The organism is Xenorhabdus innexi (assembly GCF_002632485.1).
Lineage (GTDB): Bacteria > Pseudomonadota > Gammaproteobacteria > Enterobacterales > Enterobacteriaceae > Xenorhabdus > Xenorhabdus innexi.
Map to the genome: position 1 here is coordinate 66,587 of NZ_NIBU01000010.1, position 14,120 is coordinate 80,706.

At 38.5% G+C, this 14,120-nt stretch carries 13 protein-coding genes and 1 pseudogene; 10 read left to right on the forward strand and 4 right to left on the reverse strand.

Annotated elements, in window-relative coordinates; translation table 11 throughout:
- Positions 1 to 799: 799 nt before the first annotated feature.
- Positions 800 to 1,708, reverse strand: coding sequence for a fructokinase (gene mak / locus Xinn_RS06220; RefSeq protein WP_086954217.1), 909 nt, complete (start codon positions 1,706 to 1,708; stop codon positions 800 to 802).
- A gap of 296 nt (positions 1,709 to 2,004) precedes the next feature.
- On the opposite strand from mak, the gene rdgC reads away from it, so the two are divergent.
- The gene (gene rdgC / locus Xinn_RS06225; protein ID WP_086954218.1) at positions 2,005 to 2,916 is read left to right on the forward strand and encodes a recombination-associated protein RdgC; all 912 of its coding nucleotides are present in this window, start codon (positions 2,005 to 2,007) and stop codon (positions 2,914 to 2,916) included.
- An 85-nt stretch (positions 2,917 to 3,001) separates the two neighbouring features.
- Here rdgC and Xinn_RS06230 read toward each other — a convergent pair whose 3' ends face one another.
- Positions 3,002 to 4,162 (reverse strand): porin, encoded by a 1,161-nt coding sequence (locus Xinn_RS06230; RefSeq protein WP_086954219.1) that lies wholly within the window; start codon positions 4,160 to 4,162, stop codon positions 3,002 to 3,004.
- 541 nt (positions 4,163 to 4,703) lie between these two features.
- Between Xinn_RS06230 and Xinn_RS06235 the strand changes: the two genes are divergently transcribed.
- A complete protein-coding gene (locus Xinn_RS06235) occupies positions 4,704 to 5,342 on the forward strand; it encodes a TetR/AcrR family transcriptional regulator (RefSeq protein ID WP_086954220.1) in 639 nt (212 codons plus the stop codon).
- Between the two features lie 82 nt (positions 5,343 to 5,424).
- Here the strand turns inward: Xinn_RS06235 and Xinn_RS06240 are convergent, their stop codons facing one another.
- A complete protein-coding gene (locus tag Xinn_RS06240; RefSeq protein WP_086954221.1) occupies positions 5,425 to 7,356 on the reverse strand; it encodes a BglG family transcription antiterminator in 1,932 nt (643 codons plus the stop codon).
- A gap of 181 nt (positions 7,357 to 7,537) precedes the next feature.
- Between Xinn_RS06240 and Xinn_RS06245 the strand changes: the two genes are divergently transcribed.
- The 6 genes from Xinn_RS06245 to Xinn_RS06270 all read left to right on the forward strand — a co-directional run bounded on the left by Xinn_RS06245 (position 7,538) and on the right by Xinn_RS06270 (position 11,701).
- Positions 7,538 to 7,864 (forward strand): PTS sugar transporter subunit IIB, encoded by a 327-nt coding sequence (locus Xinn_RS06245; RefSeq protein ID WP_086954222.1) that lies wholly within the window; start codon positions 7,538 to 7,540, stop codon positions 7,862 to 7,864.
- 89 nt (positions 7,865 to 7,953) lie between these two features.
- On the forward strand, positions 7,954 to 9,177 hold the full coding sequence (locus Xinn_RS06250; RefSeq protein ID WP_211286002.1) for a PTS transporter subunit EIIC: 1,224 nt from the start codon (positions 7,954 to 7,956) through the stop codon (positions 9,175 to 9,177).
- A 38-nt stretch (positions 9,178 to 9,215) separates the two neighbouring features.
- The gene (locus Xinn_RS06255) at positions 9,216 to 9,557 is read left to right on the forward strand and encodes a PTS sugar transporter subunit IIA (protein WP_211286003.1); all 342 of its coding nucleotides are present in this window, start codon (positions 9,216 to 9,218) and stop codon (positions 9,555 to 9,557) included.
- A gap of 11 nt (positions 9,558 to 9,568) precedes the next feature.
- Complete coding sequence (locus Xinn_RS06260; protein WP_086954224.1) at positions 9,569 to 11,008, forward strand: glycoside hydrolase family 1 protein; 1,440 nt, start codon at positions 9,569 to 9,571, stop codon at positions 11,006 to 11,008.
- Between the two features lie 9 nt (positions 11,009 to 11,017).
- A complete protein-coding gene (locus Xinn_RS06265) occupies positions 11,018 to 11,278 on the forward strand; it encodes an HPr family phosphocarrier protein (RefSeq protein ID WP_086954225.1) in 261 nt (86 codons plus the stop codon).
- A gap of 36 nt (positions 11,279 to 11,314) precedes the next feature.
- Positions 11,315 to 11,701: a cytidine deaminase family protein gene (locus Xinn_RS06270; RefSeq protein ID WP_186435643.1), complete on the forward strand. Its 387-nt coding sequence runs from the start codon at positions 11,315 to 11,317 to the stop codon at positions 11,699 to 11,701.
- A 112-nt stretch (positions 11,702 to 11,813) separates the two neighbouring features.
- Here the strand turns inward: Xinn_RS06270 and Xinn_RS06275 are convergent, their stop codons facing one another.
- Positions 11,814 to 12,416 carry a gp53-like domain-containing protein gene (locus tag Xinn_RS06275; RefSeq protein ID WP_086954226.1) on the reverse strand — a complete coding sequence of 201 codons (603 nt, stop codon included), beginning with the start codon at positions 12,414 to 12,416 and terminating at the stop codon, positions 11,814 to 11,816.
- A gap of 558 nt (positions 12,417 to 12,974) precedes the next feature.
- On the opposite strand from Xinn_RS06275, the pseudogene tssI reads away from it, so the two are divergent.
- A pseudogene (tssI, locus tag Xinn_RS06280) lies at positions 12,975 to 13,670 on the forward strand (type VI secretion system tip protein TssI/VgrG); the annotation flags it as partial.
- Positions 13,669 to 14,061: a hypothetical protein gene (locus Xinn_RS06285; RefSeq protein ID WP_086954228.1), complete on the forward strand. Its 393-nt coding sequence runs from the start codon at positions 13,669 to 13,671 to the stop codon at positions 14,059 to 14,061. The pseudogene tssI and the gene Xinn_RS06285, both read left to right, overlap by 2 nt.
- Positions 14,062 to 14,120 lie beyond the last annotated feature (59 nt).

The following is a 14,120-nucleotide window of genomic DNA, read 5'->3' on the forward strand; positions in this document are numbered from 1 at the left end:
TCTCTCTATCACGAACTGTGCGCAATATATTCAGAGTAATAAAAACCTGTCACGATTTTTCGTGAAAATAAAAAGGCTCGTTTAAAAAATGATAGAACTCGTATTGTTAATTATTATTTATAATTGAAATTTCCTCGTCAGAATATTCACAACATGCCATGTTGAACCAGTAATAAAACATATAATTAAAAGGAATTGAATAAAACACGAACAGAGAATTAAAATACCCAATATCATTGTACTGAATTAATTAACGTATGATATCCAGCTCAGTATACCTATTTATAATAACCAAAGAAAACAATGTTTTTCGTGAAGAGGTGCACATTAATCAAAATACCCAATAGAAATATTACATCAATGTGTGAATCGCATCAAAATTACCCCATATAATTTACTTCAACTGCTTAAACAACATCAAAAAAGACCATTCCCCATACAGAATAAAAAATATTCCATTCATATGGATTTTTATCACACGCAATTAGCTCATCTATATTTATAAATATAAATTAATATATTTAATCAGCTCAGAATGAAATATAGTTAAATAATAGAAAGAAATATATTATTAATAATCCGAATTGATTATTCTTTTATTTCTGATATTACCCGTAACACAGAAAGTAAATTTACTCACCTCATTAAAAATTTAACTTAAGTCAGATTAAGATAAAATCCCAGCTCTTCAGAGAAGAGTAAAAAAAATAAACGATGAGGATCTTATATATTATGTTTGCTCATCAGTCAGATGAATATACCCTTCATTTTTAGAATAAAAAGTGAAGGGTATAGATCATTATTTATGAGGCCACAACCATGCAGCACCACGCACGCCACTGGAATCGCCATGCAGTGCTTTTTTGATCGGCGTTGCACACTCACCACCAAAAACCCACTCGCTGACTAAATCAGGAAGCGTCTGATAAAGGCGATCAACATTACTCATACCACCACCCAGTACAATCACATCGGGATCAAGTAAGTTAACGACCTGTGCCAGTGCTCTCGCCAGACGTCTTTCATAACGCTGGATAGCCAGTTCTGCGATTTTATCTCCCTGTGCCACAGCTTCCATGATTTCATGGCCTTTTTTGTGCACACCACTAGAGCGGAAATAATCCCTCATAAAGCCGGTTCCCGATACAAACATTTCGGTACAACCCGGTTTACCGCAGAAACAACGTACCTCTTCCTGATAGGCGCGGTCTTCATCATCCATCCACGGCAATGGGTTATGACCCCATTCACCCGCCAGGCCATTACCACCCGCATGCACTCTGCCATCAAATACCAGACCGGAGCCACATCCCGTTCCGACGATAACAGCAAATACCATCTTCTTACCTGCTGCCGCGCCATCAGTTGCTTCTGATACGGCCAGACAGTTAGCATCATTCGCAACCCGGACTTCACGCCCCAGCAAGGCAGAGATATCTCTGTCCAAAACCTGATCGTTAAGCCAGACAGAATTGGCATTTTTAACTTTTCCGGTAAAAGGTGAAATGGCTCCCGGAATACCAATCCCGATGGTTCCTCTCTGGCCGGTCGCCTTTTCAGCGTCTGCTATCAAACCGGCGATAGCGGCCAAAGTCTGTGGATAATCATTGCGGGGAGTATCTACCCGCTTACGAAACAGCTCTTCTCCCTGATCGCCCAATGCGATCACTTCAATCTTGGTTCCACCAAGATCAATACCTATACGCATAGCTTACCTTTTTCTCTGTGGTTAACCGTTAGCTGAATTTTTCAGCTTAACTGGATCGTGTTGTTACAGGATCATTGCCTGAGCAGCATTAACAATCAAGAACTATAACGTCACTTTGTTTTAGGAATTGGACGTTTGTTTTCATAATTGAACACAATCGACAAAAAAGAAAACCTGAAAGATGATGAAAATGAATTCCTATGGCTTCATCTCATGATTCGTTATTATGCACAGCTACGCTTTCCAAATAACGTTTATATGACGTTTGTCACAATGTATAAAAATGGGGTAACCGCATGTTATGGTTCAAAAATTTAATGATTTACCGTTTAAACCGGGAAATATCGCTTTCTGCGGATGAACTGGAAAAACAGTTAAGCCCATTGGCATTCACCCCATGTGGCAGTCAGGATATGATGAAAACAGGCTGGGTTCCGCCAATGGGTGCGCATGGTGAAGCATTAACACATGCAGCAGGTAATCAGATCCTGATCTGTGCACGCAAAGAAGAAAAAATGTTGCCTTCTCCTGTCATTAAACAGGAACTTCAGGCCAAAATTGCCCGTCTGGAAGGAGAACAACATCGGAAATTAAAGAAAACCGAGAAAGACTCGCTGAAAGATGAAGTGATCCACACTTTATTACCAAGGGCATTCAGCCGTTTCAGCCAGACTTATATCTGGATAGATACAGTTAACCACCTGATTATTATCGATTCTTCCAGTGCAAAACGCGCTGAAGATAATCTGGCACTACTAAGAAAAACACTGGGTTCGTTACCTGTTGTTCCTCTGACGTTTACTGACCCGATTGAATTGACATTAACTGAATGGGTACGTTCAGGTGACCTGCCTGCGGGTTATGCCCTGATGGATGAAGCAGAATTGAAAGCTATTCTGGAAGAAGGCGGGGTTATCCGCTGTAAAAAACAGGAACTGGTATCTGACGAAATAGCGGCACATATTGAATCCGGGAAATATGTCACCAAACTGGCGCTGGACTGGGAAGAGCGGATTCAGTTCATGTTGTCTGATGATGGCTCTTACAAACGCATAAAATTCAGCGAAACATTACGTGAACAGAATGACGATATTGATCGCGAAGATGTCGCCCAGCGGTTCGATGCTGATTTTACGTTGATGACGGGTGAATTAAGTGCACTGATAAAAAATACTATTGATGCACTGGGTGGTGAAGCAGAAAGGTAATTGACTGATATACCTGCTTCGGAAAGCAGTCTGACTGCGGGTAGAGCCTCAATGACAGCACTATTGAGGCTCATTACTTCAACTATTAGAAGCGATATACCAAGCCAACACCCATTACGTTCTCAGTATTAATCTTAGTTGCTTTTGTAAAATCATTATCTTTCAGAAGATTAATCTGATACTCAGCATATGTGCCCAGATTTTTGTTGAAATTGTAAGATGCACCGATAGAAATATACTTAAACAAATCTTCAGAACCTTTGTTTGTTAACGGATTATTCTGCCCCAGATCCTTGCCTAAATCTTTACCCTTGGAATAAACATAAGCAATCCCCGGACGCAGGCCAAAATCAAATAGATACTGAGCCGTTAACTCAAGGTTTTCTGTTTTATTTGCGAACATCGCAAGCTTATCGACCGAGCTACCGAATCTGGTCAGATTGCGGGCTTCGCCATACATAGCGGCCAGATAAACATTATTTCTATCGTATTTTGCTGACACCATCCATGCTTCCGCTTTGTTCCCTTTTGCCAGCACCTTAGCGGATGCAGTACCGTATTTTTGATCTGTAGTCCGGTTAGAATTGCCATAAGAAGCGGCGACAGTAACACCATGCCCAAAATCGTAGGAACTGGATATACCGATACCATCACCATTCTGCCGTATAACGTCATTGCGGGTATTTTTAGTTCCGCCATCGTTTTTAGCCTGGTATTGCAGGGCAAACTTTAACCCGTCGACTAACCCGAAGAAGTCAGTATTACGATAAGTTAACAGCCCGGTTGCACGCCCCATCATGAAGTTTTCAGTGCCAGCCATACTATCCCCACTGAACATACTCATCATATCTGTGAAGTTAGCATCATAGACAACACCAAAGTTACGTCCGTAATCCAATGTGCCATACTTACCCAGTCCAAAACCGGCGAAAGCCAGACGCGTTCTCGCAAATTGGCTGCTTTCAACTTCTGTTCTGCTGGCACCCATATTGAATTCCCAACGACCGTACCCAGAAATAGAATCCGTCAACTGGGTTGTACCCTTTATACCGATACGACCAAAAGAATTATCCCCTGCTTCTTTGCTCTTTATTTTTGCAAAATAACGTTGAACTTCAGCTTTCCCGTATAAATCTATTTTATTACCATCCTTATTATAAATTTCAGCCGCATTTGCAGTCCCAGTTATAAAAAAAGCCGGAATTGCCATTGCTATTGCCATTGCTATTGCGTTGTGTTTTGTCATTATTGTGGTCCTCACTTGGATTGTTATTTACCTTTTGCCACCGCCATGAAATACACTTTCTAAGAAACATTCATTCAATAAAGAGATTTCCCAAAAAATTAATTAGGCGGATTAACATTTAGCAATCTTTGTTACTTTATGGTTAATTTTGTAATTAGCAATAGCGATACTAAGATCCAATTTAACGTTTTGCTAACAAAATTTAACCAAAAGTGCTATCCTGTGAAGAAGCTCACAAAACGAACAGCGATTCAATATTCCGATGACACCAATTATGACAATTGGTTAATAAAAACAGTAAGTTAAAAAATATAAGAATAGTAAATAAAAAAGAGGGGATATAACCCTAAACAGCATTTTTCACTGCCAATTATTATAGATTGAGTGATAATCATTCGTTGTAAATATTGACAATTACCAGATAGTTCTGTATTTCGTGGAAATTGGTATATTTCCTTTTATTCCAAGCAATGATTTCAGATTTTCTAATGAATGACGCCAATGCAGTACAATAAATATTAACGACCTACAAGGTGCTAAAATGGCAGAAAATTACCCACGTGCGCGGGGACGACCTGCGATACCTGAATCAGAAATACGTCAGAAAGTTAATGATATTACTCTTTCTCTTCTGTTAAATCAGGGCTACAGCAAAACGACCATGGATGTTATTGCCCAAAAAGCTAAAATAGCCAAAAAGACACTCTACCGTTTTTATAAAAACCGGGAAGAGTTAATTGAGAAAGTCATATTAAACTGGAAAAATAATACTCCACCGTCCCTAACAGAAAAGGCTGATACATCCCATCAGGTGATAATATTATTAGAAAAATATTTAAAAAAAATTTCAGATAACTATTTATCTGAAAATGAAGTGCGGTTATTTAAATTATTACAGTCTGATTTTCCTCATCGTAATAAGTTACTGGAAAAGTATCAAAAAAATGGTATTGAAAGCAGTAAAGTTACTTTAGCAAACTGGCTGGATAATCAACAAAAACAGGGGTTACTGAAAGAATCTAATTATAATACATTCAGTGAATTGGCTATCTCAATGGTCATTTCAGAACCGTTACGTAAAATGGTGTTAGGGTTGATACCTCCTTTACCGGAAACAGATGTCTCTCCCCGAATTACTGAAATAGTAAAATTAATTTCTGTTGAGTCAGATAAAAAATAAATCTTTCTGCTCTAATTTTATTTCACAGCAAAAATAATTGGCGTTGAGGTAACTATAAAACTCAACGCCTTCTATTTAATAACTAACAAAAAAATCGCCTTTCAAAATCAATATGATCACCCGGCCTGATGAATATTTCCCGGAACTGTTCAAAACAGGTTATTTTATTTAGCTGGTTAATCATTTTATCCTGACTAAAAATATCCAATAACGCATCATAACACTCCGCAAAACACACCTTGTCTATTCTGTTTATCGCTATCAGAAAAACAACATGCACACGCTCACTTTCCCCCCAGAGAATACCTTTTGGGCTAATAGCAACAGCAATACCGGTTTTTATCGCATTCATCTTTGCTGAATGCGGCAATGCCAGAATACCAAATGCGGTTGAAGAGGCGTTTTCACGCTGATAAACATATCTGACAAAATCAGCCTCAGTATAACCTCTTGCAAACATAGCCTGACAAAGCATATCGATAAGCTCATCCCTATGCTGACAACCAGGCTCAAACCAAAACAACCCCGGTTCAAAAAACAGGTCAAAATTGCGTTGCAGCGCCCTTCTTTTCCTGTTCGCATTAGCGACCTCAATTTTACCAAATAACTGTGCCCGTTTCTCCCGCACCTGAAAAGGTGAGATGCACACTGTTTCGTATTTTTGGCTGGAAGGCATATTTATAGTTGTAATTAATAATTCAAATTCAACATATTCCAGTTCAGAAGGCTGCGATATTATCTTAACAATATTTATTTCATCAGAGAAATCATATAATAACTGATGATATATTCTGTTTTCAATTCCTTTATATTCGGGGCATAAAAGCACTGCCTGTACTTTTTTCACTTTATTTTTTTGTCGCTCAAACTCAGCACCAACGTGTAAGGCAAGAAAAGAAATTTCATCTTCATTCAGTTTCTTACCAAAAAAATCATTTAATTGTAAGGAGATAAAAACAGCGATATCAAAAATAGTACGACACTCTTTTTTTATTATATCTAACATAGGATTTCGGGTATAAACATTATGCTTCAACCGCATTTCCAATCCAGAAATATGTAAACAGAACAAAGAAATAAAGTCATCCGTTGCTAAATTGATCAGATAATGTTCCCCAACCGATTCAGCAACCTGTCTGGAAAATTGATATAAACTCATTCTACCTGGCTCAATTAATTCCTTGCCTTCAGCCTGATAAATATTGGCATTTGTTTTCAGTAAAATATAACAATATTTCCTTTCAGCCTCTGTTATAGAGATATTAAAAGCACTTTGTAAGCTATCACATAAATTTTCGGTTACTAATTTTAACCAATCATTTTCTTCCATCAAGATAAACTGATTATTTAAATAATTCCCGTAATTTAAACGTTGAATGAGTATCAGGAAATTTAATACAAGACTTGTATATGAAAGTTTACAAACAGAATAACCCAATCTGTTAAATACCTGCGTAATAATATCCGATATTACTTCAACCTGTTGTACCCCGAATAATACTTCCAGCCTTTTTAAATCCAGCGTCCTGTGCTCTGTTTGTTCAATGATGACATGATAGATTAACTCTCTTAAATCCTGCTCAGTGCCTATAATTTGAAGACGATTATTTTTGCATAAGAACCTGACATTGAACTTTTCAAATGAGTCATTCATCTTATATATCACTGATTTTAAAGTGGAATCACTGATATATAAATCAGCACTTAGATCATAAATATTATTACTTTCTCTGGATAACAGGATAGATTTAATCAAATAACATGCTCTTTCCTGATAATTTCTCGGAAATTCACTGAGTTTCTCATTCAGAGAAAGATTAGCATCAGATGATAAAGTATACCCTGAACGCCCGGAAATAATAATTTTGCGCCCGTAGGCCTCATTAATTACCACAACATAATTTTTGATGGTTCTGATTGAAACATTTAAGACCTGAGATAATTTTACTGCCAGAGTCGGGTTATTTTGTTCCATTAAGTAATTCAATAATTCTTTCTGCTTAGGCCTTAGCATTATAACCCCCTGTTAAATGAACAAATAAAACATAATGCTTACAGATTAGATCAATTAAAAAAACAGAAAACTACCCTCCTGAAGTGAAAAAATATAATTGAAGATTAAATCAGAATTTACGATAGTAGTTTATATACCCAAAAACAAAAATCAATCAGCTAAAAAATAATGAGGAATTAGCATGAAAAATACTTTCATTATGTTGTGTTGTGGCGCTGGTATTTCCAGTGGAATGCTGGCGACAAAAACCAGAAATGCCGCCAGAAAAAAAGAATTATCGGTTACTGTTGAAGCCAGAAGTGAAAGCGAAGTCGCTGAATATTTCTCTGTTATTGACATCCTGTTTCTTGGCCCACATTATGCCTCACAAAAAGAAGCATTCCAGAAACATGCTGATATTTATAATATCCCTGTCATTGTCGTACCACAAAATATTTATGGGAAACTGGATGGGGAAGCATTACTGGAATTAGCCCTAACCACTCTAAAAAATAAATTGAACCACTAATCTTATTCTTTATAACACCGGGGTTTTTTTATTTATATCCGATTGATGGAAGAGACAAAAGTAAAGAGATATGAAACATGAAAGCATTTATGTCTTGGTTATCTGATTCTTTTGCACCAGCAATGCAAAATTTCACTAAACGACCGTGGGTAGCAGCTATTTCTGGCTCCATGCTGAAAAATATTCCTTTTATTTTAGCTGGATCATTAATATTTTTTTATAATGTATTCCGCTCTTATCTTCCCTTTTTACCCAATCTTGGGCGGATTGCCGAATATTCCTTTGGTATGCTCGGCTTACTTACTGCTTTTATGGTAGCCAATCAGATGATGGAAAAACTTCATCATTTTAGGTATACCCTGATTGCCGGTCTAACATCCATCTGTGTCTATATGATGTTCATCAGGCCGGAGTTTTCTGATGGCAATATGATTGTCAGTTTTGAACGATTCGGCCCTGCGGGAATTCTACTGGGCATTGTCACCGGCTTGTTTATCTCTTATCTATTTCACTTCTATAACAAAATAGGATTTCTGAAAGAGAGCACCCTGCCTGATTTTGTCGTAGGCTGGATACACGGCATTATCCCGATACTGGTTTCTATCGGAGCAGGGACGCTAATCGTATTCACCCTTGAAGTTGATGTCTTCTCCCGGCTACTTTCCCTTTTCTCGCCTATTGCCGCTTTCGGGCAGACACTGCCGGGGTTCATTCTGATGGCGCTGATCCCTGCCATCGCGATGTCGATGGGGATTTCAGTCTGGACATTTACCGGCTTGCAAATGCCTATTTTTATGCTGGGTATCAGCACCAATATCACTCTGGTCGCGGCAGGACAGCCCCCGACCAATATTGTCACTTATGAAACGCTGTATACAGCAGCTCTGATTACAATGGGGGGAACTGGTGCCACTCTCGCCCTTAACCTCTTAATGCTGTTTTCAAAATCCAGAGAGCTTAAAGCCACAGGGTATATCTGTATCGGGCCTTCGTTCTTCAATATCAATGAACCGCTGGTATTTGGTACGCCGATTGTTCTCAATCCGCTGTTAATGCTGCCTATGTGGATTAATGCTATTACCAGCCCCATTATTGTCTGGGTATTCATGCGTTCCGACTGGTTGAATATCCCTGCCAAAATGATTCAGGTAGGTCAAATACCCGCTCCGTTTTCCAGCGTCATGATTACTGAGGACTGGCGGGCAATTATCTGTTATTTGGTGCTAATGTTGGTGTTCCTTATTACCTGGTATCCCTTCTTTAAGGTGTATGAGAAAAAACGTATTGAAGAAGAAAGTCTCAATGCAGCATAAATAATTCATGCCACATTCTACTATAAGGAAAAATAATCATGATTAGTGAGGAAAATATATTAATCCCCATCGCTATGGAAATTATTCTCGATGCAGGTAATGCCAGAGAAAAAAGTGAAAAAGCGATGAAATATGCCCGCGATGGCGATTTTGAAAATGCCCATTTGTATATGGATAAAGCACGAAGAATGATGTTATCGGCTCACTGTACACAAACGGATGTTATTCAAAAAGAAACGCAGGGAGACCATTTAAATTTGAGCCTTTTATTTATTCATGCTCAGGATACATTAATGACGATACGCAGCGAATTAGTGATGAAAGAGGAGATGATTGCCTTATATAAACTCATTCACGATATACGTAATAACAAAAAATAAAGGAAACAATAATGACTGAACATAATACTTTATTTCCTGAAGATTTTCTTTGGGGAGCAGCAACCAGTGCCTATCAGGTTGAAGGTGCAGCGGCAGAATACGGTAAAAAATTATCACAACAAGATATTCTCAATAATAAACCGGAATTTGCTGATACACATGTTACCAGTGATCATTATCATCGTTATAAAGAAGATGTGGCATTAATGAAAGAGTTAGGATTGAAAGCCTACCGTTTTTCTATCGCATGGGCGCGTATTTTCCCTGATGGGATCGGGGAGCCAAATAATGAAGGCGTTCAGTTTTATCATAATGTTATCGATGAATTACTGGAAAATGATATTACACCCATCCCGACCCTTTACCATTATGATATGCCAATGGCGTTAGTGGAAAAATATCATGGCTGGATTGACAGGCAGAGTGTAGATGATTTTGCCTATTATGCTGAATTTGTTATCAGGGAATATGGTCAGAAAGCCAGATATTGGCTGACGATTAATGAGCAAAGTATTATCGTGCAATTCTGGACGAAAAAATGCTTTATTCCTGAGCAATACCTCCACAATGAGCAGATTAAATATCAGATCAATCATCATATGAATCTGGCTCATGCCATCGCCTGTAAATTAGTTCATCAATGGGTGCCTGATGGTCAGGTCGGAGCCGCATTAGGGTATTCCGCCATTTATCCGCTGACCAGCAAACCGGAAGATAATCTGGCTGCCCAGAATGCCAATGACTTACGCAATTACTATTTCACCGATATCTATCTGAAAGGACAATATAACCAATCCGCTTTGATTTACCTGCAAAATCACGGGTTAGCTCCTAATATCGAAGACGGTGATATGGAATTAATCAAAGAAGGCTATTCTGATTTTCTGGCACTCAATTATTATTGTAGCCATACCGCCGCTGCCGCACCTGCAAATGCGCAAAGACGAATGGACGGCTTTAATCCGACCGGTATTAAAGGGCAAATCGACGGTTATGAGATCCAGCCAGATTACTATCAGATCCATAAAAACCCACAGCTTGATACCACAGATTGGGATTGGGCAGTTGATCCACAGGGGCTTGAATACCTGTTACGCGATTTATATACCCGCTATCAGAAGCCACTAATGATCACTGAAAATGGTTTCGGCGCTGATGATGTACTGGAAGCCGATGGCTCTATTCATGACAGTTATCGCATAGATTATATAAAGAAACACCTTCAGGCCATTAAGCGGGCAATGGATTCAGGAGTGAAGGTTCTCTCCTATAATCCATGGAGTTTTATTGATCTCCTGTCCACCAGCAATGGTTACAAAAAACGTTATGGCTTTGTTTATGTCAACCGCACTGATGACGATCTCAAAGACCTCGCTCGTTATAAGAAAGATTCATTTTTCTGGTATCAGGATGTTATCCAGACACGTGGTGATTCATTAAATAAACTGTGAGGTAAATAAGTGATTGAGTATCCAGTAATTGTCACCGCCCCTTCGGGGCTGCATACCCGGCCTTCGGCCCAGCTTTGCAATTTAGCCAAAACTTACAGTGGCACAATAGAAATTGTCCGGGGAGATAAAAGCGCTAATTTAAAAAGTATGTTTAAAATTATGTCGATGGGAATAAAAAATGGTATGGAAGTTACCATTCGGGTTGAAGGTGAAAACGAAGAGAAAATGGCACAATCAGTTGTCGATCTTATTCGCAGTATTAAAGAATAGATCTTATATGGTATTGCTACTTATCAGGAGTCTTTCATGCTCTCTTTTGATGAAATGGAAAGTATCGCGCGACAACTTATTTCCCCTACGCAATTAAATAAACATGTTACCTATGGTCAGGTTGCGGCGGTAATTCAGTGTGAATCAGGAAATGTTTATACTGGTATTAATATTGATACCGACTGCTCAATGGGATTTTGTGCTGAGCATAGTGCGATTGCCGATATGATTAAACATGGCGAAAACCGGATAGTTAAAGTTATCGCCGTTAATCATCACGGAAAAATTATTCCTCCATGCGGCCGCTGTCGGGAATTTATCAGCCAGATAAATCGGGAGAATGTGCAGAGCGAAATAAAAGTTAACAAAGAGCAGGTTTTACGGCTCAGTGAATTGCTGCCATTTGATTGGAAAAATGCGTAGGTGTTTTATTTTTATCAGATATCTAAAAAAACTGCCCGATTTAATGAGTTGGGCAGTTTTTCAACTAATAATTACATAGATGTTATTATAAATATTATTATATTATTTTTAACTAATAACCAATTACAAGATATTGCCCATTAATACCAAGCATTTCTGGAGTTGCGTTCCATTCCTTACCTTTAAAATCAAAGAATTTCCCTGAGAACCAAGCCCTAAAACAATCTAAAGCACCATTAGAATATGCCTGCCCAGCCATAGGAACCGCCCATCCTCCCGTATCTATAATCTGAATATTTAAAATAGCGTGCTTAAAAGGTTTGGGTAAAACCACTTTATTCTCAACAAGTGGTGTAAATGCATGCCAACCCCATTGAATCATTAATCCATTAGGAAACTCCTGATAACCGTTTTGCATTAACTGGTTAGGAAATTGCTTTTCCTCATGGCATTTCAAAGAGTCAGAAAATTTTTGCGTTAAACCTGAAACATCTCCGTCGTCTAAGACATCCTGCCCACATTGAGTAGACATAAAATTTGCCATAACAGAAGACATTGTTGACGTTTGGCGTAATACTTTGTTTAGCAAATCAATTTCCAATTCATTAGCTGGTATCCCAGTTTCTAAATTGGGGCTGGTCTGATAATTTTCCTGAGAAACAACGTTCGCATTCCCGCCCGTAGCAAATGCTTTAAAATCATTCTGGTTACTCATATTTTCTCCTTAGATAAATAAAAATACTGACCTAAATAGATTTTGTATTAAAATATCAACACAGGAAATAAAAATGTAGCAACTACAATGATGCTATGAACTCTTTATTATTTAACAATCAACATTAATACTACCATAGTAAAAAATACAACCTAAATAAGAAATCACTTTGTAGTGAAATTGAACAAAATAATCACAATTAATCCTAACAGGTGTAAGAATAAGAACATGATGCCAATATCAATAAATATTATAATAAATTAATCTTGAGAAAAAATACTTATGGAAAATCAACAAAAAGTAGATTTATTTTAAATCCGTAATTTGTTTTTAAATTACCCAGTTCATATAAATTATTGAGTGATTGCAATCACAATGTAATGTTCAGCTTTTATACAAAGCAAGCCCCTGTTATATCCCATCGAGCAATATCATCAAATGTTTATTATTACTAACATTCCTATATTGCATATTAAAAATTAATCGATAATAAAAACAAAAGGTAACGGCTACCAAAATATCGCATCAATGGCGATATAAAATAAAGGACAAATAATTATGTCACTAAAAAAGAACATTATTTCTCAGAAAAGCCGACAAAATAGCGGTAAATTATCTGGCGGTCTTTTATTCACGTTGGTAGCAGGTAGCCTGCCTCCTCAAACATTTGTTGTCACAGATTTCGTATTAGCAGAAAGTTTTTCACAGCCTTTTCATCTTGATATCAGTCTGGCAAGTGCAGATCCTGCCATTGATTTTTCTGCTGTCCTTGATCACACCGCTACGCTGACAATTTTGCAGGGAGAAACCGAACAGCGCAGCATCAGCGGTATGGTATCCAGCTTTGAACAGGGAAATACCGGTCTGCATCAGACTACCTACCAGATGACTGTCCGCCCTGACTTATGGCGTACCACACTGCGCCAAAATTCACGCATCTTTCAACAGCGGGATATCGAGACCATTATCACCGCTATTTTAAAAGAACACGGTATACGTGATGTGGTATTCAGTTTGCGCCAACCACACCCAGAACGTGAATTTTGTGTGCAATATCAGGAAAGTGATTTTGCTTTCCTCCAGCGTTTAACCTCAGAAGAAGGCATTTTTTACTTTTTCGAGTGCAGCAATGGGCGTAATACTCTGGTTTTTGCCGACGATGCAGGCTCAGTGCCACCGGGCATCAAACTTCCCTATCAGCCCAGTGAACAAAGTCCGACAGGTGATATTGCTGTCAGCAGTATCACTAATAGTGACCGATATTCCACAGCCAACACTAGCAGGATTAGACCGCGAATATCGTTATGACGATGCACTTAATCTGGTGGCGGCGAATGATGAACGGCAGTGGCTGCGTTATGTGGTTAATAGTAATGGTCAAGTGACCTCAGTCAGCAACGGCGATCAGTTACGGGAACATTATCAATATGATGCCTGCGGTTATCCATTTCGCCGTTTTGACGGAATCAATGAAATTGACGGGGAACAACTTTATCAGAAAGGGCATCGGCTAAGACGCGTGGGCCAGCATCTGTTTGAGTATGACGATGCGGATCGGATGACCGCCATGCAGTTATGGCAGGAAGGCCACCGTCCACAGCTAACCAAATTTCGCTGGACAAGGTTTACCAAGAAACGTTCATAGACAGATTGTAAGCCCTTCATGGGCAGCATTTAGAAAACAATATCCAAAACCAACAAGAG

What these genes read in the sequence shown, in the direction of transcription:
- rdgC (WP_086954218.1), top strand. Translation starts at nt 2,005, where the DNA reads ATGTTATGGTTCAAAAATTTAATGATTTACCGTTTAAACCGGGAAATA.
- Xinn_RS06270 (WP_186435643.1), top strand. Translation starts at nt 11,315, where the DNA reads ATGCTCTCTTTTGATGAAATGGAAAGTATCGCGCGACAACTTATTTCC.
- Xinn_RS06235 (WP_086954220.1), top strand. Translation starts at nt 4,704, where the DNA reads ATGGCAGAAAATTACCCACGTGCGCGGGGACGACCTGCGATACCTGAA.
- Xinn_RS06260 (WP_086954224.1), top strand. Translation starts at nt 9,569, where the DNA reads ATGACTGAACATAATACTTTATTTCCTGAAGATTTTCTTTGGGGAGCA.
- Xinn_RS06275 (WP_086954226.1), bottom strand. Translation starts at nt 12,416, where the DNA reads ATGAGTAACCAGAATGATTTTAAAGCATTTGCTACGGGCGGGAATGCG.
- Xinn_RS06245 (WP_086954222.1), top strand. Translation starts at nt 7,538, where the DNA reads ATGAAAAATACTTTCATTATGTTGTGTTGTGGCGCTGGTATTTCCAGT.
- Xinn_RS06240 (WP_086954221.1), bottom strand. Translation starts at nt 7,356, where the DNA reads ATGCTAAGGCCTAAGCAGAAAGAATTATTGAATTACTTAATGGAACAA.
- Xinn_RS06230 (WP_086954219.1), bottom strand. Translation starts at nt 4,162, where the DNA reads ATGACAAAACACAACGCAATAGCAATGGCAATAGCAATGGCAATTCCG.
- Xinn_RS06255 (WP_211286003.1), top strand. Translation starts at nt 9,216, where the DNA reads ATGATTAGTGAGGAAAATATATTAATCCCCATCGCTATGGAAATTATT.
- mak (WP_086954217.1), bottom strand. Translation starts at nt 1,708, where the DNA reads ATGCGTATAGGTATTGATCTTGGTGGAACCAAGATTGAAGTGATCGCA.
- Xinn_RS06250 (WP_211286002.1), top strand. Translation starts at nt 7,954, where the DNA reads ATGTCTTGGTTATCTGATTCTTTTGCACCAGCAATGCAAAATTTCACT.